Source organism: Actinoplanes sp. NPDC049599 (genome assembly GCF_044465625.1).
Lineage (GTDB): Bacteria > Actinomycetota > Actinomycetes > Mycobacteriales > Micromonosporaceae > Actinoplanes.
Genome location: NZ_JBITLX010000011.1, coordinates 132795 through 159348 on the forward strand (window position 1 = coordinate 132795; position 26554 = coordinate 159348).

17 protein-coding genes are annotated in these 26554 nt (G+C 68.6%); 3 read left to right on the forward strand and 14 right to left on the reverse strand.

Annotated features, from left to right (window positions below):
- Nucleotides 1–488: 488 nt before the first annotated feature.
- The 10 genes from ACIBQZ_RS21155 to ACIBQZ_RS21200 all read right to left on the reverse strand — a co-directional run bounded on the left by ACIBQZ_RS21155 (nt 489) and on the right by ACIBQZ_RS21200 (nt 19440).
- Entirely contained in the window at nt 489–956 is a 468-nt protein-coding gene (locus tag ACIBQZ_RS21155) for a hypothetical protein (protein WP_396090428.1), read from the reverse strand.
- Nucleotides 957–970: 14 nt separating this feature from the next.
- On the reverse strand, nt 971–7468 hold the full coding sequence (locus ACIBQZ_RS21160; protein WP_396090429.1) for an RHS repeat-associated core domain-containing protein: 6498 nt from the start codon (nt 7466–7468) through the stop codon (nt 971–973).
- A gap of 130 nt (nt 7469–7598) precedes the next feature.
- Nucleotides 7599–10589, reverse strand: a complete 2991-nt coding sequence (locus tag ACIBQZ_RS21165) for a LamG-like jellyroll fold domain-containing protein (RefSeq protein ID WP_396090430.1) — start codon at nt 10587–10589, stop codon at nt 7599–7601.
- Nucleotides 10590–10860: 271 nt separating this feature from the next.
- Nucleotides 10861–12312, reverse strand: a complete 1452-nt coding sequence (locus tag ACIBQZ_RS21170) for an Ig-like domain-containing protein (protein WP_396090431.1) — start codon at nt 12310–12312, stop codon at nt 10861–10863.
- A 405-nt stretch (nt 12313–12717) separates the two neighbouring features.
- Nucleotides 12718–14316: a VWA domain-containing protein gene (locus tag ACIBQZ_RS21175; protein ID WP_396090432.1), complete on the reverse strand. Its 1599-nt coding sequence runs from the start codon at nt 14314–14316 to the stop codon at nt 12718–12720.
- A gap of 22 nt (nt 14317–14338) precedes the next feature.
- Nucleotides 14339–15463, reverse strand: coding sequence for an AAA family ATPase (locus tag ACIBQZ_RS21180; RefSeq protein WP_396090433.1), 1125 nt, complete (start codon nt 15461–15463; stop codon nt 14339–14341).
- A gap of 315 nt (nt 15464–15778) precedes the next feature.
- Complete coding sequence (locus ACIBQZ_RS21185; RefSeq protein WP_396090434.1) at nt 15779–16534, reverse strand: hypothetical protein; 756 nt, start codon at nt 16532–16534, stop codon at nt 15779–15781.
- The gene (locus ACIBQZ_RS21190) at nt 16531–18135 is read right to left on the reverse strand and encodes a hypothetical protein (protein ID WP_396090435.1); all 1605 of its coding nucleotides are present in this window, start codon (nt 18133–18135) and stop codon (nt 16531–16533) included. Before ACIBQZ_RS21190 ends, ACIBQZ_RS21185 begins: the two co-directional genes overlap by 4 nt.
- Nucleotides 18136–18263: 128 nt before the next feature.
- Entirely contained in the window at nt 18264–18908 is a 645-nt protein-coding gene (locus tag ACIBQZ_RS21195) for a DUF4314 domain-containing protein (protein ID WP_396090436.1), read from the reverse strand.
- Nucleotides 18909–18999: 91 nt separating this feature from the next.
- Nucleotides 19000–19440, reverse strand: a complete 441-nt coding sequence (locus ACIBQZ_RS21200; protein WP_396090437.1) for a hypothetical protein — start codon at nt 19438–19440, stop codon at nt 19000–19002.
- Between the two features lie 179 nt (nt 19441–19619).
- Here ACIBQZ_RS21200 and ACIBQZ_RS21205 point away from each other — a divergent pair, with 179 nt between their 5' ends.
- Nucleotides 19620–20264 carry a class I SAM-dependent methyltransferase gene (locus tag ACIBQZ_RS21205; RefSeq protein WP_396090438.1) on the forward strand — a complete coding sequence of 215 codons (645 nt, stop codon included), beginning with the start codon at nt 19620–19622 and terminating at the stop codon, nt 20262–20264.
- A 162-nt stretch (nt 20265–20426) separates the two neighbouring features.
- On the opposite strand, the gene ACIBQZ_RS21210 is transcribed toward ACIBQZ_RS21205, so the two are convergent.
- The 3 genes from ACIBQZ_RS21210 to ACIBQZ_RS21220 form a co-directional block, all read right to left on the reverse strand.
- Nucleotides 20427–21506 (reverse strand): M23 family metallopeptidase, encoded by a 1080-nt coding sequence (locus tag ACIBQZ_RS21210; protein ID WP_396090439.1) that lies wholly within the window; start codon nt 21504–21506, stop codon nt 20427–20429.
- Between the two features lie 126 nt (nt 21507–21632).
- Nucleotides 21633–22661, reverse strand: a complete 1029-nt coding sequence (locus tag ACIBQZ_RS21215) for a hypothetical protein (protein WP_396090440.1) — start codon at nt 22659–22661, stop codon at nt 21633–21635.
- Between the two features lie 83 nt (nt 22662–22744).
- Nucleotides 22745–23188 (reverse strand): hypothetical protein, encoded by a 444-nt coding sequence (locus tag ACIBQZ_RS21220; RefSeq protein ID WP_396090441.1) that lies wholly within the window; start codon nt 23186–23188, stop codon nt 22745–22747.
- A gap of 146 nt (nt 23189–23334) precedes the next feature.
- Here ACIBQZ_RS21220 and ACIBQZ_RS21225 point away from each other — a divergent pair, with 146 nt between their 5' ends.
- Nucleotides 23335–23643 (forward strand): hypothetical protein, encoded by a 309-nt coding sequence (locus tag ACIBQZ_RS21225; RefSeq protein ID WP_396090442.1) that lies wholly within the window; start codon nt 23335–23337, stop codon nt 23641–23643.
- Between the two features lie 44 nt (nt 23644–23687).
- On the forward strand, nt 23688–24059 hold the full coding sequence (locus ACIBQZ_RS21230) for a hypothetical protein (RefSeq protein ID WP_396090443.1): 372 nt from the start codon (nt 23688–23690) through the stop codon (nt 24057–24059).
- Between the two features lie 359 nt (nt 24060–24418).
- Here the strand turns inward: ACIBQZ_RS21230 and ACIBQZ_RS21235 are convergent, their stop codons facing one another.
- Entirely contained in the window at nt 24419–26464 is a 2046-nt protein-coding gene (locus ACIBQZ_RS21235; RefSeq protein ID WP_396090444.1) for a hypothetical protein, read from the reverse strand.
- Between the last annotated feature and the right edge of the window lie 90 nt (nt 26465–26554).

The window sequence follows — 26554 nt, forward strand, 5'->3', positions numbered from 1 at the left end:
GGCCGGCCGCCGAAGCCTACTCACCGAAGAGCCGGAAACACCGATCTTGGGGCTCTGGTACGGACCCATCGAGCCGCAATCGTGTAGGCGAAGTGAACGGCCTGCGTACTGCGCTGCCGATCGGCGACGGCAGCGGCAGGCCCTGCAAATGCGCTGGTCAGTTCGGACCACATCTGCCGGCATTCCTGGCGCAGCAGTTACACCTCGAAGTGGGCCGATAGCAGCCGGACACGGGACTCGGTACGCCTGCTCGTGGACAGGAACCATCGACCATTTCGAACGGCACCAGCCGGTTCAACTCGCCCAGATGACCTGGCGCGAGCCCTTCGCTGCGACCCGCACCGTCCGAGTTATGGCGACTGTCAGCCAGCGGAGCTCCAGGGCCGGGGAAGCCTTAGGGCGACACCGCCTGTACCGGAGCTCCGCTACTTTACGTATCAGACATGCCTTGACGATCTACCCGACCGCACAATTGAACGGCGTGGGCACTAGTCCGCATGACGTAGACGAGCCACAGTTGCATTCTCCGATATCGCCGGATGGAAGGCCACTATCGAGTCGTATGCCCGCTCCACAAAGGAGGTCAATGCGTCAATAGTGTCCGCTTTTTTCGCAGCGGCAGAGGCCGGACTTTTCGACGAGACGACTTCCACGTCTTCACCACTGACGACGAACCTTATAACCTCGTCATGCTCGGTGAAGTCGAGGGCGCCATCAGAGTTACCGGCCAGGCGATCGACAACGCCCGACATCCCGAGAGCCAAGTCGACTAGCGGGACAAAGCTGCCCTTCGATAGAAACTTTACGCCATCGATGGAAAACTCGACTTGCGAGTAGAACAACTTGTATTGGAGCGTTGCGGCCTGGATGGACTGCGCGTCCCCCTCAAGGGCCTTGACCCAGCTTCGACCTAATACTGAATCGAAGTCAGGGACAACGAAGTCTACGATCACCATGCTGACCTTCAAACCTAGTAGGGGTACGCGGTTACCATTTTACCGTCGTTGACGACTACAGCGATTCGGGTGAGTTCCCCACCTCCATTTCCGCTGCCTGCGCGGCCGACGGGCACACCAAAGTCCCACTCGTATACAGTTCCAGGCCGAGGTTCTTTAGTCGCCGGATCGGGCGTATTAGGCCTTCCCCGCCCCCTGTCAACCGCCTCCGCAAGTCTTTTACGAAGATCTTTTTCTTTGCCGGTGAATATGCCTGCCTTGTCGTCAAGTCCCTGTTCCTCACCTCCCTCGCGATGGCGGCTCCGGACGTGATCGAAGTCGCCATCCTCCACCGCTTTGGCGCCGGAGGGCTTTGCGCTTTGGCCTGACCCTGAGCCGGCACCTGTCGCCCTGTTGCTCCAGTGCAGATCGTCGATGTGTTGCCCGAGGTTTTTGGCACCGTGTCCGGCAGCCCCAGCTCCGCCGACGGCGATGCCGACTCCGAGTGCGACGGCGGGTGCAGCAGCGACAGACAGGCTTCCCCAAGAACCCGCTATAGCGATACCACCCGACGCTGCAAGCGCACCCCCGCCTTCCATGGCGAAGAGGCCGAGTTCAATCTCGGCGAGGTCGATGGCGATCTGACCGAGGGTGTCCTGGTTCTCGTGGACCCATTCCATGGAGCGTTGCCAGCCGTTGCAGACCGGTGCGAACCAACCGCACTTTTCTTTCTGTTGGACGGCGGGTACGGCTTGGGCGACGTTGCCGCTGGATGAACCGGCGCCGTTGTTACCGCCGCTGCTGCCGCCGCCGTTGTCTCCGCCGTTGCCGGTGTCCCCGCCCTTGTCCCCCTCGTCGTCGTCTTTACCGCCGGTGTTGCCGCCGCCTGTGCAGGGCATGTGGACGCCGCCGGTGCCGCAGTCGGCTTTGAGGCCGGTGGGGTCTGCTGCGCTGATCGGGGTGTTGTTGGCGTAGGAGTAGGGGTTCCATTGCTGGGGGTCGGCCAGGTCCATGATCGGGTCGACGGAGATGAAGCGTCCCAGTGCGGGGTCGTATTCGCGGGCGCCGAGGTGGGTCAGGCCGGTGTTGTCACGGGTGCCGCCGACGAAGCCCTTGTCGCCCGCCCAGGTGGAGGGTTTGGTACCGCGGTCGTCGCCGAATGGCATCGTTCGGCGCCAGTTGACGGTGAGGTTGGTGTTGCTGGTGACCGTGGCGGTCGCGGTGCCTTGGTGGTCGTTGACCATCCAGGTCAGGGCTGTCGGCGTGCGGACGGCGATGGTGGCACCGGCGTGGCCGTAGTAGCGGGTTCCTACCGCCGAGCCGGTTTTCGGCTTGCGGATCTCCAGGCCGCCGGGCAGGTACAGGGTGGTGCCGGTGGGGTCGCGGCGGATCAGCCGGTCGCCGGTGGTGTCGTAGCTGTAGCTGGTAGTGCCGGTAGCGTCGGTGCTCGTGCTGAGCTTGCCCTGGTCGTTCCAGGTCAGCGCCTGGCTTGCGGTCCCGGCTGTGCCGTCCTTGTTGCAGATGTTGGCTGCGGTTCCGGTGGGGCGACACTGGGTGTTGCCGGTGGCGTCGTAGGCGTACTGCAGGGTGGCGGTGCTGCCGCCGGTTGCGGTTACCGAGGTGACCGCATGCGGCTTGCTGCCTGCAGGCCCGCCGGAGGCCGGGTAGTTGTAGGTCCGGGTGGTTTTGGTCGTCTGGTGGATGAGCTCGGTCTTGCGGTTGCCGGAGTCGTCGTAGGTGTAGGACCTGCCGTATGAGGCGGGTCCTCCTATTGCGGTGGAGTTGATGGTGTCCGGGCAGGTGGCGGCGGTCTGGGACCAGGCTTCGGTGAGGCGTTTGAGGTGGTCGTACTGGAAGCACTGGGTCTCGGCCGGCTGCCCGGCGTCGGGGGTGTCGGTGATGGCGGTGATGGTGCCGGCGTCGTCGTAGCGGTAGCCGAGGTTGTAGACGTCACTCTTCAGCTCAGGGACGGCGTTGAAGGTGCTTTGCCGTCCAGTGGCGTCGTCGTAGCCGTAGGTCAACGCGATGCGGGCGCCGTGTTCGCCGAGGTTCTGGCCGATGAGCTGGTCGAGCTGGTTGTAGACGATCTCCTGGGCGTAGATCTGCTTGCCGATCAGTCCGTTGGGCAGACCGATCGGGTTGAACAGCGTGGTGACCGTCTCAGCGGGCAGACCCGCCACGGCGGGGGTGGTGACCTTCTCGACGGTGCCGTTGGGTCGGTATCCCAGGGTCTGGGTGAAGGTGCACGGGTTGACCTCCCCGGACACGCACAGGTCGCTGTCGGTGCTGGGGAGGGTCAGCGAGGTGCCCTTCGGGCGGCCTGCGGTGTCGTATCCGGTGGTGGCGGTGACGTACGCGGAGGCGTTGCCAGCCTGGTCGTACTCATAACGCGTGGCGCTGGTCTGCTTACCGACGCCGTAGGGGAGCGTGTCGTACTTCCACTCGGCAAGCTTGCGGCCGTCCGCGGCGCCTTGCCGTTCGGCGGTCTTGCGGCCGAGCTCGTCGTAGTCGAAGTACAGCGTCTTGCCGCGGGCGTCCCTGGTCCAGCTCAGTTGACCGGCGTCGTCGTAACCGCTGGTCGTCGTACCCGCGTCAGGATCTTCTTGGGCGATCTTGTGGCCCCGCAGGTCATAGCGGTAGGTCCAGGTGTTCTTACCCGGTCCGATGACCGAAGTCAGCTCGTCGCGGTTGTTGTAACGGTAAACGGTGCTCTCGAAAGTCGCCGCGTCGTCGCCGCCGACCTTGGCAGGGTCCTTGTACTGACGCAGTTCGGCCAGGTTTCCGCGGGCGTCGGTGATCGATGTCGTGGCGATCCCACCGTCGGGCGGGGTGACGTTGACCTTGTCCCCCGCGTAGTCGGTGTGGGTGCGCCACTCCTCATCGCCGTTGACCTTGAAGATCGCATCGGTGATCCGGCCAGCGCCGTCGTAGACGTTCGCGGTCACCGCAGGGATTTCAGGACGCCGTACAGGAGTGACCAGGGTGGTGCTGGGTGCAGAGTTGTCGATGTCGTAGTAGGGGCTGCTGGTCCAGTCGACCAAACCGCGGGTGTTGTAGACGGTGTCGGCGACGGCCCGGCCGCCGGCGAGGGTCTGCGTCTGGGTCTGCCGGAGCCGCAGCATGCCGTCATACAGCGCGACGGTGGTGCGGTAGTTCTTCGAGCCGTACGGCATCAGGTTCTTGGTGATGACGGTGCTGGGTGCGGTCTTGCTGAGGTTGTAGGTGTAGCTGACCGACGGATCGGTCTTGAACGTGGCGCGGTCGCGTCCCGGCGCCCACACGGCCAGCAGCCGTCCGTTGCCGTCGTAGCTGGACTCGGTCACCAGGCCGTTGGCGTCGGTCACCTTCGTCGCCACGGCCAGCGCGGGGTCGAACGTCTGCGTCGCTGTCTGCTTGAGGTCGTTGATGTTCTTCGTCTGGGTGACCGGGCCACCGATGGTGGGGGTGAATTCGGTGGTGGTGACGTGTCCGAGCGCGTCGGTCTGTTTGGTGGCGCGGCCGGTGGCGTCGTAACCGGTGCGGCTGGCGGTCACCAGGATCGGCGTGCTGCCGTCGAAGCGGTCGACCTGGTCGACGCGTACGGGCAGGCCGCGGGTCGGGGCGGCGCCGTAGGTGTCGGGGTTGTCGTAGTAGGTGCGGATGTCGCTGAGGACGTGTTCGGGTTTGCTGGCGGTGCTGCAGCCTGCTCCGTCGATGACCTTGCGCTTGACCCGGTCGAGCATCCAGGCGAGTTCATCGCGGGTGTATTCGGTGCGGGTGCAGCGGTCGTCGCCGGCGTCGGCTTCGTCGCCGAGGTCGTTGATCTCGCTGACCAGGTTGTCGTCGTTGACCTTGGTGATGGTTTTGGTCCACCGGGTCGTGCCGTTGGCCAACTTGGTGCGCTTGCGGACGGTCTCGAGGTGGGTCTTCCAGGCCTTCAACGGTCCGGCGGAGGCGGTGGGGCCTTGCGCGACCGGCGTGTTCAGGGTGCCGGTGACCCAGTCGGTGCCGTTGTAGTCGATCTGTTCCCGGAGCATGCCGGTGAACGCTTCGTGGTCGGTGACCTTGCCGCCGAGGGAATCCTCGGTCTTTACGTCTCGTGGCGTGCCCTTGGGTGGCAGTTCTCCGTCGGTCGGCTGGGGGTCGCCGTCGAGGCCGCGGAAGTAGCGGTACTCGGTCCGAGACTGGACCTCGTCGTCGACGCCGGTACGAATCTGCACCCTGCCGTAGCCGCGGAACTGGCCCCAGGTGCGGCGCTTCGGCTTGACCAGTTCGGAATTGTCGTAGGCCCAGGCGGGGCTGTCGAGGTAGTCGTAGTTGGTCTGCTGGTGATCGAAGCCACCGGTGTTGTCGTAGACGTCGACCCGGGTCACAACGTACTTGTTGAACCAGTCGATCTTGGAGTCTTCGCCCTCGGCGGCGTAGTACTGCGGAAAACAGCGCTTGGTGTTGGCCCACGGTTCGGGCAGGGTGATGTCGTCGCACTCGGGCTGGGAGTAGGTGACGCCGATCTGCGCGCCGGACTCCGTGGTGATGGTCTCGATACGACTGCGGAACAGGCTCGAATGGCCGTTGGGGGTGTCTACCCGGTTCGGCATGACGTCGGCGTTCGGGTTGAACACCACGGCCGGGTCGGTGACCGCGGGGCCGCCGGCGCTGGTCACGTTGCCGGTGTGGGTGATGCTCTTGAGCCACATCGGGGTGCTCTCGTTACCACCGGCCTGCAGGTAGGCGTGCGCGAGCTTGTAGGTGCCGACCGTGGTGTAGGCGGCGCCGCTGCCGGAGTAGACTTGGGTCCTGATCTCCGACAGGCGCCGGTTGGTCCAGAACGTCGGCGAATACTGCGTCTTGCAGGGCGCCTGGTCGCAGTACTGGTCCCAGGGCGTGTCCGGGAACCGCTTGACGATCGGCTTGTCACTACTGGTGCGGCAGGTGCCGATACACCGGTCGACGGTGTCGAACACGACCCGGTTGACCGGGGACACCGTGGCGGCGGCGTCGCTGCGGCTGCCGTACTCGACCTTGGTGAGGTAGCCGGACCGGTCGTAGGTGGTGCGCTTGTCCTCGTCACCCTCGCGGGCGTAGGCGCCGGTCTCCTTGCCGTAGAAGTACGTGATCGTGTTCCTGTTCGGGTCGACGGCGTAGTCGAGGTTCCACCGCCAGGCCCGGGTCACCCGCGACTCGGCGAAGTCCTTGTCATGGCCGGGCTCGTCGGGATGGTTGCTGTAGACCGGCAGTGTCCAGGTGGATTTGGTCTGCTCACCGGAGGAGGTGCCGCCGTCGGTGGTGCCACGGCCGAAGTAGTACTGGGTGCCGTCGACGGTGGTGACGCGCCAATAGGTCTTGTCGTCGTCGCCGTTGTCCACACCCTTGACCTGCTCGATGCGCGAGCCATCATCGGCCACCCCGTGGTAGCGCACATTCGTGTCGCCGGGGCCGCTGTCGGTGGCCGCGTCTTTGACCAGTTCGGTCGACGCACCGTTGAACGACATGGTGGCGTTGTCGTTGAACCAGCACTGGTCGTCGCCGTAGACGTCCTTGTTGTTGGCTTCGTTGTCGTCCTGCTTGCCCTTGTCATCGGCGCAGGAGCGGTAGCTGCGCTCGATGTAGCCCGGCTCGAGTGACCAGCCGTCGCCGATCCACGAACCCTGGGTGTTGTTGCCGGAGGTGCGCCCGTCGATCGCGGCCGAGGAGTAGCCCAGCTTGAGATCGGGTGCCATGCCGCCGGGCGGCGGCGTGGCCTTGATGGGGTACGACCAGGCGAACGCGCCGTTCTGCTGCGACACCTGCCACGTCGAGGCAGGCGTGAGCGTGGTCGCCTTGTAGTCGCCGTTCTCACCCTCCGGCGCGGCGGCCACCGCGAACGAGGACACCGCACCCGCCGCGGCCAGGGACACGGTGGCGGTGACCGTCGAGCTGCGGGCGTCGTTGGTCGACGGCACCGGCCGGCCATCGGACAGTTGCACCAGCCGCAGGCGGCTCAGCGCGTCACGACTGAACAGGCCAGCTACCGCCTTGTAGTCGACGGCCAGGCGGACCTGCCCGGCCTGCTGTACGCCGTCGGCGCGACCGACACGAACGACAAGACCGCGCACACCGAGTTTCTCGGCGGAGCTGCGGCTCAGTGAACTGACCCGGACTTTCCGTACGGTGTTGTAGCCGTCTCGCGCAGCCGAGCTCTGGGAGGCGGGAAGTTTGGCAGCCGGTGCGACCGAGACGGGCAGCTGACCGGCTCGTACCCGGGTCGAGGCCTGCTGGGTGAGGTCAACCAGCTGCTCCTCGGCCGGCACCTCGGGATCGGGCGGCAGATCAGCCTCGGTGAGTTCGCGGTCCTCGGCGGTGTACTCCGGCAGCGGCTTCGCCACCACCGGCGTCACCTTGATGCCTTTGACGTCGGTGGGCTTGGCAGCTGTCGCGGCCGCAGCTGCCGGAGTGGCCGGGATCTGTCCGACGATGCCGACTGTCAGTAGCAGAGCCAGGAACATCCGCAAGGGCTGGGCGCCTTCACGACACACATGCCGGTAGGCGCGGGAAAGAGCGGCGTTCGCCGTCACATCAGTCTCCTGTCAGCCGCCGACGCGGCGGTCCCCCATGTGCCGACGCGGGCCGGCATGACACTTGAAGTCGGTGAAGGTGTCCCGGGCAGCACCGTATGGCGATGCCCGGGACGGGATCTGGTTCGGATCAGGCTTCCGGGGTTTCCTCGGCTTGGGCCTTCTGGTAGATCTCCTGCTCGGTCCAGACACGTGGAGTGGCGTGGACCTCGTCGATCTCGCCGACCCATCGGTTGTTGAGCGGCAGTGTCCAGCCGCGGCCGATCGCGAACTTTCCGGTGGCTTCCCAAGTGGCGGTGCCGGCTTGCTCGACCAGCACGCCGTCGGTGGCCGGTGTGCCGTTGACGTACAACTGGATGCGGCTGGTCATGGGGTTCACGATGCCGACCAGGTGTACCCAGGCGCCTGCTTCGACGTAGCTGGCGGTGCAGGCGTTCGTCGTCGGGGCGCCGGTGGTGTCGGTGGCCGCCACGGTGAAGCACCAGGCGGGGTCCTTGACGGTGTCGCCGTCGGTGTCCACATCGCTGCGGTAGCCGAGTTGGAACATCGAGGTGTGGACTCCGTCCTGGGAGACGGCGGTGTGGTTGCCCGCCGGCAGCGGCGACGGTTCTTCGGTTTGCTGGTCGTCGGGCGGGTTCTGTTCCTCGTCGGGGTCGTCACCGGTGCCGGGGCCGGGTTCGGGCTGCGGGTCGCTGCCCGGGTCCGATTCGCCGTCGGCGGGTGGTGGGGCGGGTAGACGTACCCATGCGGCGACGGTGAAGCCGGCAGGAGAGAGCGTGTTGAGCACCGTCGAGGAGGTGGCGGCATCACCAGCGCCCGCGAAATTCAGGCCGGACTCACCTTCCTTACCGGCCTCCGACCAGGCGGTGCCCGTACCCGTGATCATGGCCGGGCGGTTGCCCACTGGTTCCGAGGCGGCGGTCGTGCCTGTTCCTTCATCGAGTGACCAGTACCAGGCATCGCCCACCGGGCGAACCTTGAACAGGTAGTCGGCAGCTCCCGACAGATTCCCGGCTGTGTCGATCGCCTTGACGCGCAACGTGTTCGTCAGGTCCTTGGTCGGCACAAGTTCCCGTTCGACCTCACCGGTGGTCGACGACGGGGACACCTGCACCTCCTTGGCGCCGTTCAATGAGTAGGTGTAGGTCTTCACACCGTCGGTGGACCCACCCGGGGCGAATCTGAATACACCTGGCACGCCCGGCCCGCCGTTCCAGCCGACAGCCGGGTACTTCTCGCTGGTGACCTTCGGGTTGTTCGGGTTCGCCGTGTCGACCTTGAATCCGAACCAGTCGGAATACGAGCCGCAGATGTAGCTGTCACAGCCCTTGCCGCGCCAGTAGTACTGTCCGTCAGCCAGCGCGGTCTTCAGTGTCCAGGGCCGTTGGCTGTTACTCGCGATCCCGGTCATGGTTTTCGCAGACGTGGCTTTCAGGGTGCTCTTGTTGCTGGCGTAGACCTCGTATACGTATGTCAGCTTGCCGCCGTCGGCGTCGGCTGCCTTCATGCTCAGCGTCGGCTTCGGCGTCGACGTGACGGCCGTGCCGTTGCCGCATGCGGCGTAACACGGACTGAATGCCTGGCTGCCCGCCTTGCCGGGGGTGTGGTTGTACACGATGTCGAGGTACGCCGAGTCCGGGATCAGTTTCTTCCACTGATAGTCGTCCGACTCGCTCTTGGCCCGAAACGACAACGTGATGGTGGTGTACTTCGTCGCGTCCTGGAAGGCTGACTTGACCGCCGTCTGGTTGAACCGGACCTCGTCATTGCCCTTCGGACACGCGCTCTTGTTCGCGGTCGCGTTGACCGAACCCAGCGCCTTCCACCACTTGCCCTTGGTGCTGTTCCACGTCACCGACGCCGACTTGTCGACCGCGTTGGTACGCCACAGTTGGAACGGTGACGGAGAACAGTTGGCGCTGTGCCGCACGTTGACCAGTACGGCCGCGCTCTTGATCGTCGAGCCCTTGAGCTTGGTCACGTCGAACTGCACGATGGTGCGCCAGTCATCGTCGGACGAGCTCTGCCAGAGTTGACCCACACGCATGTCACCCCGGGTGGACTTGTCGCTCCAGTACGACTTGGTGGGGTTCTTACGACTGACGTGCGTCCAGATCTCCTTGCCACCATTGAACCCCGGGTCGATCGACACCGGGTACACCGTGGCGGGATCGGTCAGCATCTGCTGCGACGGCACGACCGTCAGCGACCTGCCGTCCAAGTGCACCGGCAGATCCTCGACACGCCGCGGCTCAGGATCTTGCGGAAGGACCGCGCCGGCCGGATCGGCGCCCAGGGCGCTCGTCCGTCGGGAGAGCGTTCCACCCGGCATTTGCGGCTTGTCCCACATCCGGGCGCCGTCGGAGACGAAGACCGGGTCACCCTCCGGCGTTTCCGCCCTGATGAAACCGTCGACGTCCTGCTCCAGCGCGACGCCGCGCGTGGTCAGCGCGAACCGCAGGTGCTGCAACTCGGAGTTGGCCGCGGCGGTCGGCGTCTTGACGACCAGGACCTGACTGAACGAGTCGACGTGAGCGGTCAGCTGGAGATCGACACCAGGCATGACCTCCTCGTAGGTCGCCGTGTCGCCTGACAGCTTCGGCGCGGGCAGGGTGCCGGACCAGGTCGGTGTGCCGGGCCAGGTCATGGTCAGGGATCTGCCCTCGCGGGTGACCGTGAGCAACGGGCCCGGGCCGCCGTTGGAGAACTGGACGTCCAACGTGGCTGCCTTGGGGACGACGACACCGTTGGCCACTGCGAGATCAGTGTTCACCGCGGCCCACCCCGCGCCGCGGCGCACGCGAACGGGAGATGCGAAGGTCTTCGCCCTGAGGGTGCCATCAGGCTGTGCGAATGTCTCCGACGATTCCGTTCGTTCACTGAGAATTTCGACCGGCTTGCGGTTCTTCCACGCGAGATGCATCGCGGTGGCCTCGTCGGCGGCCTCCGTCGGAGCCGTCGCGGAGACGGTGACCGGCACCGGTGCAGCCGAGGCGGGCGGTGCGACGAAAGCACCAGTGGTCACAGTGATGAGTCCGGCGGTCGCAACCCTCAGCGTAAGGGCCGCACTGCTTCTGGACAGGTAGAAACGGCGGCCCATCGGCCGAATGCCGTGCGTCATCAAATCCCCCGTGTCAGCGGCGCCGCTCCCGAGGACTCGATACTCCTCAGCAAGATCACCGCCGCCCACACGATATAGAGCATCGGCTATAGCCCACAAGTCCCTTCATCACAGCTCGACGACGAACGGTCACGGGGCGTAGCCAAGATCGGCCGGCAGTCCACTGCCGATGGCCGTCGCTGCTTGGCCGCACTTGACACGACGTCGGGACGAGGCCTGGGCCTGGATTCGCGGCACTGCGCCTGCGTAGACCGCTCGGCAGGGACCGGGTTCAGCGCCGCCAGGTACGGGTGGCGGTCTTGGTGACGTTGCCGACCTTGTCGTATCCGCGGACCTGGACCTTGATCTTCTTGCCGTACTTCTTCGGGTTGACCTTGAAGGTGTAGGCGGCCTTGGTGTCCTTGGCGACGACCTTGCCGTTGATCAGCAGCTCGATCCGGTTGATGCCGTTGCGGTCGGTGGCGGACACGGTGACCTTGACCGTCTTCTTGACCTTCGCACCGTTGGCGGGCGCCTTGGTGATCGTCAGCTTCGGTTTGGTGTTGTCGACGATGACGGTCCGCTTGGCGGTGCTGTCGTTGCCGAGCCTGTCGGTGAGCGTCCAGGTCAGCGTCCGCAGCCCGTCCTTACCGGCGGAGGCGAACTCGGTGTAGGGCGCCTTGAGCACGCTGGATGCGTTCAGCAGATAGGCCTCGCGGATCCCGGACGGATCCGTTCCCTGCACGGTGGTCCGGATCTCAGAGCCGCGGACCAGGGCCCGGTTGGCCGGGGTGATCGAGGTGATCGCCGGGCCGATGTTGTCGATGACGATGGTGCGCGTCATCGACGCGCGGTGGCCCAGGACGTCGTAGGCGCGGACCTCCAGCACGGCCGTGCCGTTCGCCTTGCCGGTGTCCCAGTCGAAGAACGGCTCGGGGCCGGAGCCAGACCCACCGACGGGGTAGGTCGAGCGCAGCGTGCCGTCCACCCACCACTCGACCCGGTCCAGCGGCGAGATCGAGTCGATCATCGCGGCCAGCCGGGACCGGCCGCTGATGCGTCCGTTCACCACGGTCTGATCCGCCTGCCGCGGGAATCGCAACCCGGTGATGGTCGGCCCGGTGTTGTCGAGGCCGTAGAACCCGTACGCGAAGGAGACGTTGCCGACCCTGTCGGTGAGCTCGAAATGGACGTGGGCGACACCGGTGCGCCCGGCCGTGTCCCAGGTCATGGTCCACGGAGCGCTCGTCGCCTTCGCCACCTCGCGGCCGGTCGCGTGATCCCACAGGACGATCTTGGCGAGATCGTCCGACGCCTCGGTCGCGACCAGGGCGACCACCCCGCCGACGATCGACTCGAACGGCGGCGAGAGCGTGGCCTGCGGGCCCTCGGCGTCGACGCGCACGTGGCTGGTCGCCTCGCCGTGGTTTCCCAGGGCGTCAAACGCCCGGATGGTGACATCGGCGTCGGTGTCGTGCAGCCTGGCCGGCACCGGCAGGTGGACACCCTGATCCCATTGCCCCGACGCGTAAATGCGCAGCACTGCACCGTTGAGAATGACCTCTACCCGGGTGACGCCGGTGTCGTCCGTCCAGACGGGACGAAGTCGCTGACTCCGCCCGACCAGCTGCCCGTCCACCAGACCGGTGGAGGTGACGACTGGCGCATCGACATCGGCAAATGAATCAGCGGCCAGGGCGGGCACCGACCCGGACATGACCAACGAACCGGCCACTGCGGCCATCGCGATAAGACGAAGCTTGCTCAATGCCGAACCCCCGTGATCGTGAATGCCGCCCGGGACGATACGGGCTTAGATCATCAACTGTCGATCCCGCCTACCGACCGCCGGGACCGCCAGCAACAGCGTCGCCAGCGGCTCGCCGGTTCACCCGGGTGGGTGACTGCTGCCTTGTGGCCGTCCGCTCATCACGGATCCCTGCCGGACGACGGGCCGAATTCGGGTACGGCGACGGCCGGCAACTCCCTCGACCAGGTGTTCAGCCCACAGCGTGATTCCAAGCGACCTTGAAAATGATGAAGAGACGTGTGTGTGGCCGCGCTAGACTAGATCTTGGCCCCCGACAAACCGGGCTCGTGTGCATCAGCCGTAGCCTCCGGCCGCAGTGTTGTTCCAGGCAGGGGTCGGTCAGGTGCGCTCAAGTGCGGCGATTGCGGCGTTGGCGATCTGGGTGACGGCGTCGGCGGGGTTAGCGACGGTCAGGGTCGTGGCGTCGGTGAAGGTGTGGCTGGGCAGGTTGGCGGGTTGCAGCCAGAGCACGGTGCAGCCGGCCCGGTGCAGGGTGGTGATCAGTTTCTGGCCGGCGGGAATGTCGTCGAGCCGGCCGTCGGAGACCACGACGAGCATGCGCAGGGTGCGCCCGTGGCGTAGGTCGAGCAGCCGGTCGGCGACCTTGACGGCCTCCGGGAACGTGGAGGTGGCCTGGTCGGCGATCATGTGCAGCACCTGCTGCGGTCTGGCGCCGGGCGCGACGAGCACGCTGGTGTGGCTGCCGAAGCCGATCGTCGTGGTGACGGCTTCGGAACGGCGGGCCGCGTGCGCGAAGATCCACGCTGCGGACGACAGTTCGTCGGCGTAGGGCTCCATCGACCCGGACAGGTCCGCCAGGATCCCCAGGTGCAGGGTCGGTTTCGGCGGTGGGAGCTGGGTGCGCTGTTGCCAGGGCGCGGCTGTGGGCAGCTGCCCCTGAGCAGTCTGCGCGTCGGCGGTGATCGCGTGTCGGGTGCGGAGCCGTCCGGGAGGGATCAGTGACGATTTGGCGCCCGGTTCCGGGTTGCGGGTCCGGGCGTGGGTGATACGGGCGGCCAGGTCGCGGGCGGCCCGGCGTTGCTGTTCGGTGGGGTCGCTGCGCCGCCAGTCGTTCGGTGGGCTGTGCCGGTGTTGCAGGATCCGGGCGGCGTGCTGGCTCGGGGTGAGCCTGTCCACGGTGGCCAGGTAGTCGGTGATGGCTTGGGCCAGCCGGCCCGGGAACTCGCCGGGATCGGCGGCCGGGACGGTGTGCTGCTGGTCGGGGTCGATGCCTAGGATCTGGCACCAGCGGCGGGCGAGGTCGATCATCGTGTGGGCGTCGGTGTCGTCGACGGTGTGGGCTTGTTGCCAGATCTCGCGCAGTGCTGTGAGCCGTCGGCGGCCGAGGACGTCGGTGACGGCGGCGCGGACGGTGCGGACGTCTTTGCTGGTGATGATGCGGGCGTCGACGCGTGCGAGGAGCAGTGCGGCGAGGGTGCCGGCGTGCCAGGGGTCGTCGACCGGGGCGGTGCCGGGGTCGAGCAGGGCGGTGGCGGTGTGCCGTAGCCATCGGCGGTCGGTGCGGCGGCGTTGCCGCTGGCGGCCTTCGGCGCGGGATTCCTCGAGCAGGTCGGCGACGTGCGCGAGGATCGGTGGTGTGCCGGGCGGTGCGGTCCAGTGGCTGTGGGCGGCGTGGGCGGCGCCGTGCACGAGCAGCCCGTAGCCGGTGGGCACGACCCTGCGGTGCGCGACCCGCCGGGGGTCGGCGACTGCGGGGTTGTCGGCGATGTAGGTGGCGTCGACCTCGACGCGGCGCAGGGCGGGGTAGAAGCACTCGGGGGCGCCGCCGCCTGCGCCGGGAGCGACCAGCACGTGCAGGTCGGTCCGGCCGGTCAAGGTTTTGATGTGCTTGGTCCAGGCCTGCGACCAGGGCTTCCAGGCGTCATCGGCTGTGGCGACCGGCCGGCCGGTCGAGCGGTGCGTACTCGGGTCGGACATCAGGTGCCTCCTTCCGGTGTGGTCAGCGGACGCCGACAGCGAGGGCGGTGATCGTGGTGCCGGTGTGGCGGGCCAGAGCGGCGACCACGTCGTCACGGGCGTCCTCGGGGGCGATGCCGGCGAGGTTGGCCAGGGCGGTGGCCTGGCCGAGCTGCTGGCGGACTTTCACGAAGCCGAGCAGTTCGCGTAGCTGCGGCGCCCACCCGACCCGTCCGGCGGCCAGGTCTTTGTTGAGGTCCTGCGCCGCGGCGATGACCGATTTGGGGACGCCGAGCTGGCGGGCGAGATCCCAGTCGGTGCTGACGTGCAGGTGCACGGTGAACCGGGACGCGAGGGCTTCGGTCAGCACGGCGCCGTGCACGCCCGGGTTGTGCCCGGCGCACACGTAGAACCCGTCGACGGCTTGCACGTGTTCGTTGCCGTGGGCGGGGATGGTGATGACGCCGCGGCCGTCCATCGCCGGATACAGCACCGCCAGGACCCGGGGCGGGATGAGGGTGGCGTCGTCGACCAGCAGCGGCCGGCCGTCGCGCATGGCGGTGACCAGGGGGCCGTGGACGAACTCATAGCCGCCGCCGGGGATCGGGTTGTAGGAGCCGAGGAAGTCGTCCACGACGGTGTCGCCGGTACCGGCGACGGTGAGCAGGTCGGGGAAGGCGGCTTCGAGCATGGCCGTCTTGCCTGTGCCGGGCGGCCCGTACAGCAGGACCGGGATCTTCTGCGTCCGGAGGTCGTGCAGGACCTCGACGTCCCAGCCTTGGCCGAGCCGGCGCGGGTGGTACAGGGTGCCGTTGGGCCGGGCGACCGGAGCCGGCCGCGGCTTGCGGCTGCCGGTCCGGCCGCCGGAGCCGGGTACGCCGGCGGGCATGCCGGCGGCGGCGTCGACGCCGGCCTGGGTGATCTGGAACCGGTGGTGCGGGTCGCGGACGTGGGTGGCGTGCCCGGCCGCCGCCATCTTCTTCAGCACCTCGAACACCGCTCCGGAGGAGGGGGCGCCGATGGCTCGGGTGATCTCGCCGACCTTCAGCAGGGCGTCCGGGTGGCCGGCCAGGTGCAGGGCGACGCGGGGATAGAGGGAGCCTCGACGGCCTGCGGCCGCGGTCGCATCCGAGCCGGCGGTGGGTGGCGGTGTGGTGGGTGTGGACATGGGACGGGTCCTTTCGCAGGTCAGGCCCGCGCATCCGTCTCCGGATGCGCGGGCGGTGAACAAACCGCGCACAGCGGAGACGGGCTGCCGTCCACCCCGCGCTCGCCCGAACCCCCGGTCACAAAAGAGGGGTTCCGGCGCAGCGGAGAGGCCGCACACCCGCAGGGTGGTGCCAGTGGTTGGGTCACGGCGCGTACGGCGCCGCGACATCTCGGTAGATCCGGCGGGTCGGTTCGTCGCCGACGATGAACGCACCGGCGCACCGATTGATCAAGTCGATGGCCGAGGTCAGGTTCGGTCGGTGCCGGGGTGCGGTCAGCCGTGGTGGACGTTCGGCGGTTCGATCTCGTCGAAGCCGAACAGCCGGCCGATGATCTGCAGGGCCTGGGTGTCGTAGCGGTCGGCGAACCCCCGGCAGACCGCCGGGTCGGTCCCGTCCGGGGCCATGCCGGGCAGGGTGCTGTGGCAGACGATGAACCCGTCACCGTCTCGGGCCTGGGCGATCAGGTCGTGCAGCCGTCCCGGGTGCAGGTGCATCAGGTTGCCGGGCCGGAAGATGCAGGTGTCACACATGCGGGCCAGCAGCCGGGTCCGCATCGTGTCCGGGTCGCCGACCGACAGCGCGACGCCGTCGTCGGAGTCGGGCTCGTCATCCGGCTCGAGCACGTCACGGCACAGCTGCCCGGCCCGGTCGAGAACCGCCTGATCGAAACTCATCGCGTAGGCGGCGACCAGTTGATCCCACCGCGCGCTGGTCGACGGCGTCCACCGCTGCCGATCCGCGCCGATCTCGTAGATCAGATCGGCTTCGCCGGGCACGTCACCGGACGCACCGCTGCCGGCGAAGGTGGGAAGCCGGTCGCCGATCTGCGGGTCACCGGCGTCGATTCTCTCCACGATCCGCCGGGCCACCGCCGTCGTGTCGCCGGTGGCCCGGCCACCGATGGTGTCCTGCGCCCACCAGTCGGCCGCATCCGCACCGGCGCGGGCGCCGGCGGCACGCATCCCCGTCAGCAGCAGCGCCCAGTGCTCGTGCGCAGGGTCACCGGTCGGCTCCGCCGGCCGGGTCATGACCCGTGGCCGATGTCGGTGGGCAGCGAGAACCAGGACCGGCCCGTCCAGATCTCCCACCGGCCGCTACCCGTGCGGGCCAGGTCGGCGGCGAGACCGGTGAGCTCGTCCCAGCCGGCCGGTTGCGCGGCGATCAGCCGCACCGTCCGGGTGCAGCCGGCGTCGTCGACCTCGCGCACCAGCGTTGTACCCCCGGCGGTGGCCTGCCCGACGGCGCCGGTCAGGTATGCCTCGTCGGCGAACGCGTCCAGCAGCCGCGGCCAATCCACCGGCCCGCCGTGAAACCGGCAGCCCGCCAGGAACGCCCGCAACAGTTCGGTCGCGGCCGGATCGGTTATCACCAGGTCGGCGCCACCGCCGGCGGCGTCGTTGCCGATCGTGGCGACCCGCTGCCCGTCGAGCCACAGCCCGCCGACGAAGGCCATGCCTGCGGCGACCGGCCATTGTCCGTCCACCCGCAGGCGCAGCCGGTCGTGTGGCAGCCGCATCCCCGGCGTGTGCGTCAGCACCACGAACTCCTGCTCGCCGCCGGAGTCCGGAAGCTCCCCGACGATGTGGTCACACCGGTACGGGTCGACCGCTTCCCAGCACCAGTTGCGGCCCATCACCACGTACCGGCCATCTGGATCGGGGGCGGTCCGTTCGATCGCCTCCGGGTCGTCGGACCTGACCCGCTGGTCGGCCACGATGACCTCGCCGTCGAAGTGCAGGTCGGCCAGCATGGTGTCGACCTCCCGGCGGGCTTGCTGCGGTGTCATCCCGCCTGCCACCAGGATTTGCAGTTCGTGGGCGCGCCGGTGCTGCTGCTCGGCGACGATGGCCTCGGCTACCGGCCGGGTGCAGGAGAACACCGCCCAGCCGTTCCACCGGTCGATCAGGGTGCCGACGAAGCCCATCCGCAGAAAGTCGGGGCCGTCGTCCGGGTGGGTCCACATCCACTCGCCGGAGAACACACCGACCCGGCCGACGCGCACCTGATCCGGGCGTAGTTCGGTCAGGTCCCGGCCGCCGGCCCGCGGGATGAGGGTGCGCCGGGCCCAGCCACCGGAACGCTCGCGCACCGCGGTCTCGAACGCGTCGCGGTACGTCCAGGCCGCCTGCCGCCACCGGGTCTGTGGGACCGGCTGCCCGGCCTGCCCGCCGACGGCGAGCAGTCGCGACAGCTGCCGACTGGTCGGCGGCAGAGCGAAGCCGCTGGCGTCGTACTGCGGCGCCAAGGTCTCGTCGAGGTCCTCGTCATCGTCCAGCACCTGCAGAATCTGTCGTGCGGTCCCGCGGACCTGCTCCGGGCTGCAGCCGGTCCGGCCACGACTCCAGGCGTCGGCGGCCCGGAGACCGTCGCCGGCGCCGCGAGCCGTGACGCTCGCCAGGAGTTGCTGCCACATGTCCTCGCCGATCGGGACTGGGCTGGGCTGGATGGCGAGGCCGTCTCCGCCGGCCAGCCGGATTTCGGTGATGGTGCCGTCGTCCCAGCGGACGGTGACCGTCTGGGCGGCGGGCTCGTAGGTGAGCACGGTGCCCTGCCGGCCGACGTGCGGCGGGTTGGTCATGTCGTGGGTGCGGGTCAGCGCGACGCGCTGACCCGGTCGGAATTCGGTCACCACGGTCCTTTCAGGTCGGCCACGGCCGTGCCCGGCCGGGCATGAATGGGGGTTGGGTCGTCGGCGGCAGTCACCGACGTCGCCGAGGGCAGTGGGGCCCTGGGCGGGGGCAGGTCGGCACGGAGGCTTCACTCGGGCCGGGCTGATCCCGGAGGGTTCTGCGGGCGGCAGAGTTCACTGATGCGCTGGCGGACGGCGGCGTTGAAGCTGTCGCGGGACGCGGTGACGGTCTGGGCGCGCTGGTCGTTGTTGAGTTCGCTCCAGCCCGGTGCCGGCGCGGCATTGGCGGGCAGGTGGTGGGCGCTGTCGGCGACGGCGTCGTGGTAGCGGACCTCGGCCGTGTCGCGCCCGGCCCAGCGCGGCGGCGGGGTGAACGTCGGCAGCAGCGCGAGGACACCGGCATCGCCGACGTCGATCCCGGCGAGCATGTGCGCACGCACCGCCTGTGCGCCGTCGGCGGGCAGCCCGGCGAGAGTCTGCTGGGCCCAGTCGTCGGCGACATCGCGGCCGGCTTCGGCGCCCCGGACGCGAAGCTGCCGCAGCACGGCGGTCCAGCCCGGCGTGGGATCGTCCGGTACGGGCGCGAGCAGCCGGATCCGGTCACCGCCGTCGAGGCACATCGCCAGCCGTGACCCGCGGTCCCAGGCGATGCCGACGGTGTGCTGATCCTGGTCGTGGCGTACGACAGTGCCGGTGTCACCGGGCCGCAGGTCGGTGTAGGGGTCGTCGGTGTGGACCAGGGCGACGCGTCGCCCCGGCTGATAGTCGGTCATGGTGGAACTCCCATCGGGATTCACGGCGGCCCGGGTCCCTGGGACGCGCGGGGCTTCTCTTTGATGCGGGGTATTGCTGACCGGTGGCCTTTTAGGCGGTGTCGGCTATGCGACGGAGAACCGCGACAAGTTCGGCGTTCGCCGCCGTGGTGAACGCGACGAGGAAGGCTTGACGCGCCTGTTCCCATTCGCGTTCGTCCAGTACTTCGGGACGTGTGAGGCTCATATTCCGGGAGCCGTCGGAGGGCGGCCAATTCTCGTCACTCAACGGCGAGTCAGGCAGCGTTGCGAGATACACGGAGTCGCTGTCGATTCCGGCGAGGATGCGCTGCGCCATAGGAGCCGTGATGTCGCCGAGGTGGTGCCGCATCCAGTGTTCAGCGGCGTCGCGACCGTCGGCGCCACCGATGATGCGCAACGCGTCGAGGAGCTCCGGCAAGCCGATTCGGGCATCGGCCGCGCCGCCAGACGAGTCGATGCCGGTGGGTGCGGACCCGTTGTCGACGCGAGTGGCGGGTTCTGATTCTGGCATGGTGGAACCTCTCTTCCGAGGACTCGGACATCGGTTTCGTGAGTTATTCGGTGCACAATGGGAGACGGCGGTGGTGGGCTATTGCCGGGAGGCGGCGATATTCCAACCGTGCGGTATTCGCCGATCGCCGAGGCGGCCCCTGGGCGCCTGTCACCGGTGCGGCCGCTATGGTTCGCCCGATGGACGCCAAGACCGAAGAGCTGAGGGCCGCGCACGATGGGCTTGCCGAGTTCTATGTCGACCGCCTAGCAGGTGTTTTGGAGAGCATGCCCATCGAGCGGGCGGTGCTCGGCCTGTTTTGCGAGCTCACGGCTGCGGCGGGCTTGGGCGTCCACATCGGGGACATCGGTTGCGGGACAGGGAGGCTCGCTGCTTACCTGGCAGCGCAGGGCCTGATCCCCCGCGGGGTCGATCTCTCGCCCGAGATGGTGCGTGTCGCGCGTCGTGACTACCCGGACTTTTCCTTCGACGTTGCCGACCTGCGTGGCTTGCCCTTCGAGGACACCTCGCTGGCCGGGGTGGTCTGTTGGTATTCGCTGCTCTTCCTGCCGCCTTCTGACAGGGCGATTGCGTTCAGCGAGCTGGCTCGTGTCGTCAAACCGGGGGGTTATCTGGTGACGGCGTTCAAGGCCGGAGACGGCAAGCTCCGGCGTCGGGGTCGCAGCATCGGCCGTGGTGTCGAGTTCGACGCCTATTGGCTGTCGCCGGAGGAGATGGAGCGCCGGGTCACCGAGGCCGGATTCGAGACGGTGTTCTGGGGCGGCCGGCCCGCCGAGGAGCAGGAGACGACTCCGCAGGGATACCTGCTTGCTCGCAAGACGTGAAGTCGGCGTGACAGCTCCGTCTGGGCCGTGTTCCAGATGGATCGCTTCCCGGGCACGGATGCGACCCAGGTGGGAAGGATGACCTGCGCCTGAGCCGAGACAATGATCCCGGTAGCACCAGGCACGCTCTCGTCGCGGCTGCCGGATGTTGCATCCGATGCGTCATCGCTCACCTTGGTCCAGTGGGGCGCCGACGGAAGCCATGAATCTCACCGGGTTGATTGCTGTCGCCGCGCTGTGATCACCGAGGTGGACTTCGAAGTGGAGGTGTGGCCCGGAGGAATGGCCGCTGCTGCCGGAGATGCCGATGACGTCGCCGGCGTTGACGTGCTGACCGACGTGGACGTAGGGCCGCACAAGCTGGTGGCAGTAGCGGGTGACGATGCCGCCGGGGTGGTCGATGTCGACGTACCAGCCGCAGCCGGCGGTCAGGTTCGGGTCACCGTCGCGGTCGCAGCCCCAGTCGCCGCCGGTGCGGGTGTCGACGGCGTTGCACCGCACCCGGCTGACCGTCCCCGCGGACGCGGCGTGGATCGCGGTGCCCTTGCCCGCGATCAGGTCGACACCGTCGTGGCCGGGACGGTCGGAGGTGCGGAACCCGGAGCCGACCGTGCCGTGCACCGGCCGGGTCCAGCCCTGATCGCTGACCGCGATTCCGCAGACGCCGGTGGTGATACCCGACAGGGCGCCGACGAGCCGGGTGGCGTCGGATTCCCACGTGGCGTAGGCGTCCGGGTAGGCGCTCACCTGAACGCTTTGGGCGGCTACGGTCAGCGGCATCGCCTGCCAGCCGTCGATGGTCGTCAGCTTCTGGTAGAACTTCGTGGCCGCGTACTGCGGGTCGTGCAGCTGGGCCGGGGTGCCCCACCCTTGTGAGGGTCGCTGCTGGAACAGTCCGATCGAGTCGTCCGCCCCGCCGGGCAGGTTGATCAGCTGGGATTCCTGCATCGCCGTGGCCAGGGCGATCACCCAGCCGCGTGCCGGTACCTGCCGTGCCTGCCCGACGGCGATGATGGTGGCGGCGTTGGCGACCTGCTCGCCGTCCCAGCGTCCGACCGGGCCCACACCACCCGACGGCGGCGGGCCGGCCGGTGACACGCCGGCAGCGGTACCTCCCGTCGAGGTGCAACCGGCGTTCGCGGGGTCGCCACCGCCGAACATCACGGTGGTGGCCAGCCCGGAACACAGCAGGACGATCACGATGAACGCGCCGGCGACTCCGGCGAGTGCACGGGTGGTCATGGCTGGCTCACTTCCTCGATGGCGGCGTGACAAGGGAGTTGCTTAGCGGCACGGCGAAGGCCGCGCGGACGGGGCCGGTTGGGGGGCGTCGCGCGGTCTTCGGCCGGTGGGCGATGGTGCGGAGGTTCAGCGGGCGAGGACGGCGACCTTTTCGCCGAGCAGCAGCGGCGCGCCGTCGGGGCCCTTGATGTGGGCGTTGATCCAGATGCGGTACGGGTTGCCGTCGCGGTCGATCAACCGCCGCCAGTGCCCGCGGACGAAGAACCGGACGCGGTAGTGCCATCTCGGGTCGCCGTCGCCGGGCTCGGCGAGAGGGTTGGTGCGGCGCAGCATCACCACGCGGGTGTCGTGGCGGATCGAGGCACGCACCGCGCGGCGCCGGGTGGCACGGTCGGCCGGTGCGGCGGCCACGGTGGCCAGGGGCTGGGCCTGGATGCGCCAGAACGCGTACACCAGCGCGGCGCTGACCTTGGTGTGCATGGCGGCTTCGTCGAGCACGTAGCGGCCGTCGGGCGCGTTCTGCCAGTCGATGTCGGCGTCGTCGATGACCGGCAGGTCGGGGCGTGCAGCGATGGGCCGGCCGATCGGCAGGCTGTCGAGGGTGACCAGGACGTAGGGGCCGAACTGGCGGGCCAGGTCGGGGCGGGCTGCCATCTGCTCGCGGCGGCGGGCGGCGGCGGGGTCGAGAGGGTCGTGGTGGTCGGCCCAGCCGCAGATGAACCAGCTGGCGGCGCCGGTGGTGGCTGTGGTGGTTCTGGCCCAGGTGATCGCGCCGATGGAGGTGACCGCGCCGGTGCGGTCACGTTGGTAGACCGGTTCGGGCAGCAGCAGGACGCCGCGGTCGTCGGGGGCGATGTCGTCGGGCAGGACCTCGCCGGTGAGGTCGAGTGCCTGCGCGGCGGCGGTGACGACCGCGGTCATCGCGGGTGCCACGACGTACGGCTGGCCGTCTCGCCACGGCAGGGCGCTGATCCGGCGGATGGCGTCGAGGACCTTCGGCGTCGGCGGCTGCGCGGTGTCGGCGAGCCGGGTACTCATGAAGGCGTCGAGCCAGTCATGTGACAGCGGGCTGCGGTGGTAGTCGACCATGCGGCTGCGCAGGTCGACGGCGGTGCGGGCGTATCCGGCGAGTGTGTCGTGGGCAAGGAAGTTCATGAACGTCTCCGATGGTGGAGGCACCTCGCGGTGGCGCTGTTGCCGGCCGGAATGGTGAGGTGCCGTGGACGGGAGGGATGTGGTCAGGCAGCGGGTGGACGCCGGAACACCGCGAACGGACGCGGCATCTGCCCAGGCCCGGCAGCGGGCGGGACGTGCGGCACCTGACCGGCTTCGGGCTCGGCAGCGAACCCGCTCGACGACTCCACCGGCAGGATGGCCGGCACGCGGGCGTGTCCGCGGGCCGGATGGTGCGGTACTGGCCGGTCAGGACCTGGATGGCGGCGGGCGGCGTCGGCGGCGCGGTAGGCGTTGCGTAGCGGCGCGCACGGGCCTTGCCGGCTGTGGCATTGCGGGTTCGGGCAGGTGCCGTCCGGGCGCGGCTGGTGGGCGGCGGCGACATCGACGGCCAGGGCGTAGAGCAGCCGGTCGGTGATGTCGTCGGGGATCGGGCAGGTGTCGCTGGGCCGCACGGGCGGCGGTGCTGGCATGACGTCGGGCCTTCCGACGAAGGGGTTCGCGGGCATGCTGCGACCATCGCCAACACCGGATAGCGGGACCTGTTCTGCCTGATAGCGGCATCGGCGGCGGCCTGCACCGATCGACGCTCATCTTTTGCCCGAAGGGCAAGTCGCCGGGTTGTGGCTCGTAGCAGCCCGGGAACTGATGCCCTGTGACTGCGACCGTTAGTTGGCCATTGCAGGGCTTAGTTGGCAAGGTGCTGGATCCGGTTGTTGAGCGACAGGTTGAGGCCGGCAGCACCATCCCGCTCAAGTGGTCGATCTCCGGCCCGGGCGTGAACGCCGGCACCGTCACCTCGGTCAGATTCCTGACCGACGGCGCGAACTACAAGATGGTCAAGTCCGGCCCGCACTGGCACCTCAACGTGCAGACTCCCAAGACATGGGCAGCCACCAGCCGGGTCTTCCGGATCACGCTGGTCGACGGGTCCACGTACGAGGCGGAGTTCACCCTGAAATGAGCCGACCCCGGTTCCGGACATCCGTAGTGGTGCGAGCTGCAGGAGTGCTGTTGCTCGCACCGCTATTGGCCGCGTGCACCGACCCGCCCGCCGACGGTCTGACCGGCACGGCCGTCGTCCTTAGCGACATCGGCGGGTCCGACACGCCAATCACCAAAGGTTGGATCATCGCCGTGCCGGCCGCGGCCGTCGACGACCTGTGGAGCGCCACCGGCAACAAGCCCATCGACCAACAGAACCTGCGGTACATATCTGCACGGGTCAGTCGTGACCAGGTGACCCAGGCCGGCGGGGTGATCGCCCCCTCGACGATGACGGCGAGTTCGTCCTACCCGCCAAGGAAGGCGAACACCTCCTCTGCCATCTCGAGCAGGGCGAGAGTGGGCGCGAATGGGCTCGAGGCTGCGGGTTCCTGACCCTCCCAGCGTCCGGCGAACTGGAGATCACCGACGGAGAAGGCGGCTTCTCCGCCGGGATGAAGGAGTAGCGGTCCCGAGAGCCGCGACGACACCATCGATTGTTGAAAGCGACCAACTAGCCGTTGCAACTCTGGCCGGGTCAGCGTTGCAATCCGACGCTGCCTCCCAGCTCACCCTTTACAGGATGGCCAACTAACGATTGTGGTCACACCCGCGAGTCGGCGGCGAAGAATGGCCGCGGTCGCCGGGCGAACGCGGTTTGTGTCATGGGTCCGCCGTGCTGGGTGGCGTGGACAGCGGCGCCGCCCAGCACGGCGGGCACGGACCGCCATGTCGCGCCCGTGGGCACCGGGGGCTCAGCGGGAATCGGGGGCAAGGTTCAGCCGTTGGCGTTCCAGGGCCAGCAGCGCGTGGGCGGGTGCCTGCCAGGTGTCGTGGCCGACCGGGGCGGCGGTGGTGCCGTCGGCGAGGGCGCGCAGCGCGGGAATCTGCTGCGCGTACGCGCCGCCGAGCTTGGCGAGATCCGTGCAGGCGCGGTCCACGGCGTCGCGCATGCTCTTGGCCCACCGTCCGGGTTTGCCCCAGTGCCGGCGTTGGCGGCCGTGCATGGCGCCTTCGCACAGGTGGTAGCCGAGCCAGACGACCGGCGGGTGCACGCCGACGGCTTCGGCGAGCACAGCGACCTTGTCGTAGTCCCAGGCTCCGACTCCGCCTCGGCTGGGCCGCCAGCCGGCTACCCGCGGGTGGGTCAGGGTGTGCCAGTACCCGGGGAAGACCGCGGTCGAGGCCACCAGGTCCTTCTCGCTGGTGAAACCGCCGGCCGTGAGGGCGTGCGGCAGCTGGTCGGCGAGCAGGTGCGCCAGCTCGCGTCGGCTGGCCGGCACCGCCGGATCGTCCGCCGCCGTGCGACGCACCGTGGTGCTGGTGGCCGAATCCGTGGGTTCGGTCGGCGGTGGCAGTGGGCGGTCGTCGGCGAGGTAGCCGAGCACGAGCGCGGCGAAGTCGCTGAGCACACTCTCGAAGCCACGGCTGCGGTCGCCGTAGTCCGGGATCGGCAGCCACCGGCCGCCGCCGCGGTGCCCGACCCGGTGCGCCGCCTCGTGGGCCAGGGTGCGCAGCGTCCGCTGCCGGTCGGCCAGGACGTCGCGGTGGATCGCGATGGTGCCGGAGGCGGGGCTGTAGAAGCCGTCCGCGCACGGTTCCTGCTCGCTGTCGGTGTACACCCGCACCTGGTCCAGGGCGAACGTGCCGATGGCCCGGCAGACCAGCTGCCGGGCCTCGGCCAGTACCGCGCGTTCCTGCTCGCTCAACGCTCGGTCGGCGACCCAGGTGGTCTTGTTGCGGGTCCTGTCGTAGTGGGTGCGTTGGCGGGTGCGGGCGACCTCAACTCCGAGCAGCCCCATCAGGGCGTGCTTCTGATGCTCGGACAGGCCGCGGGCGGTGAGTTCGGTGTAGCCGCGGTCGGCGAGATCCAGTGCGGCCTCCCGGTCGCGGGCCGCCGTGTAGTAGATGTCGGCGGGCAGGTGGGCACGTGCCCAGCCGCGCCAGGCGGCGCGGGCGCGTGGGTGGCCGACGGTGGTGAAGAACTGTTCCGGTTCGCGCAGCGTGCCGCCTGCCAGCACATGTGTGGCGAACCGGTCGATGACCTGCTGGTCGTCGCCGGCGGCGAGGATGGCGCGGACCGCGGTGCGCAGCGCGCCGGCCTCGATGACGGTGCGGTCGCGGTTCTGCAGCGCCTTGTCGTCCAGGGGCAGGTCGTAGGAGGCGAGCAGGCCGGGCACCGTGGACACGAGCACGCCGCCGATCCAGACGTGGCCGGGGTGACCGTCGAGCACACACGACCCGGGTGCGGGCGGTGGGGTGTAGCCGGGTTCGGTCAGGGCGCGGAATCGTCCGATGGCCTCGTCGGCGAGGTCGTGCGGGCAGGCGACGGTGAAGACGGTGCCGCGGGTGCGGTCGGTGCGGTACAGGTGGTAGACCAGCACCTCGGCGCCCTGGGCGGACCGGGACGGGATCATGCCGCCGAGCAGGCGACGGCGTTCGACGCTGGGGGTGAATCCGTAGCTGACGGTTTCGCAGCGCACAGCCCCGATGTGCGGGCTGCGGGCCAGGACGAGCGCGGCGAGCTTCTTACCCTCACCGAACTGGCCGATCTGCTGGACGGTCTTGGTGGAGTAGCCGAGGATGAGGCCTTCCTCGGGGATGCCCGGTCCGTTGTCGCTGATGGTCAGGACCCCGTTCGCCCAGCTGACCTGGGCGGCGGGGTCTTCGTCGAGGGCGTTGGCGATGAGCTCGCAGACCGCACGGACGGGGGTCCACGACTTCACGTAGTCCGGTGAGATCGGGTAGGCGAGGGTGTCGGTGGTGGAGGTGGATGGCGTCGCGGGTTCGCTGATGTCCACTGCTGTCTCCTTCGTCAGAGATACGGCTGAAGGGCGGCGTGCGGGGCACGCCGACGGCCCGGGTCCGCGCGTTCAGGCGCGGGAGCCGGG

What these genes read in the sequence shown, in the direction of transcription:
- ACIBQZ_RS21170 (WP_396090431.1), bottom strand. Translation starts at nt 12,312, where the DNA reads ATGGCCGCAGTGGCCGGTTCGTTGGTCATGTCCGGGTCGGTGCCCGCC.
- ACIBQZ_RS21180 (WP_396090433.1), bottom strand. Translation starts at nt 15,463, where the DNA reads ATGTCCACACCCACCACACCGCCACCCACCGCCGGCTCGGATGCGACC.
- ACIBQZ_RS21175 (WP_396090432.1), bottom strand. Translation starts at nt 14,316, where the DNA reads ATGTCCGACCCGAGTACGCACCGCTCGACCGGCCGGCCGGTCGCCACA.
- ACIBQZ_RS21220 (WP_396090441.1), bottom strand. Translation starts at nt 23,188, where the DNA reads ATGCCCGCGAACCCCTTCGTCGGAAGGCCCGACGTCATGCCAGCACCG.
- ACIBQZ_RS21210 (WP_396090439.1), bottom strand. Translation starts at nt 21,506, where the DNA reads ATGACCACCCGTGCACTCGCCGGAGTCGCCGGCGCGTTCATCGTGATC.
- ACIBQZ_RS21215 (WP_396090440.1), bottom strand. Translation starts at nt 22,661, where the DNA reads ATGAACTTCCTTGCCCACGACACACTCGCCGGATACGCCCGCACCGCC.
- ACIBQZ_RS21200 (WP_396090437.1), bottom strand. Translation starts at nt 19,440, where the DNA reads ATGCCAGAATCAGAACCCGCCACTCGCGTCGACAACGGGTCCGCACCC.
- ACIBQZ_RS21205 (WP_396090438.1), top strand. Translation starts at nt 19,620, where the DNA reads ATGGACGCCAAGACCGAAGAGCTGAGGGCCGCGCACGATGGGCTTGCC.
- ACIBQZ_RS21165 (WP_396090430.1), bottom strand. Translation starts at nt 10,589, where the DNA reads ATGACGCACGGCATTCGGCCGATGGGCCGCCGTTTCTACCTGTCCAGA.
- ACIBQZ_RS21195 (WP_396090436.1), bottom strand. Translation starts at nt 18,908, where the DNA reads ATGACCGACTATCAGCCGGGGCGACGCGTCGCCCTGGTCCACACCGAC.
- ACIBQZ_RS21155 (WP_396090428.1), bottom strand. Translation starts at nt 956, where the DNA reads ATGGTGATCGTAGACTTCGTTGTCCCTGACTTCGATTCAGTATTAGGT.
- ACIBQZ_RS21185 (WP_396090434.1), bottom strand. Translation starts at nt 16,534, where the DNA reads ATGACCCGGCCGGCGGAGCCGACCGGTGACCCTGCGCACGAGCACTGG.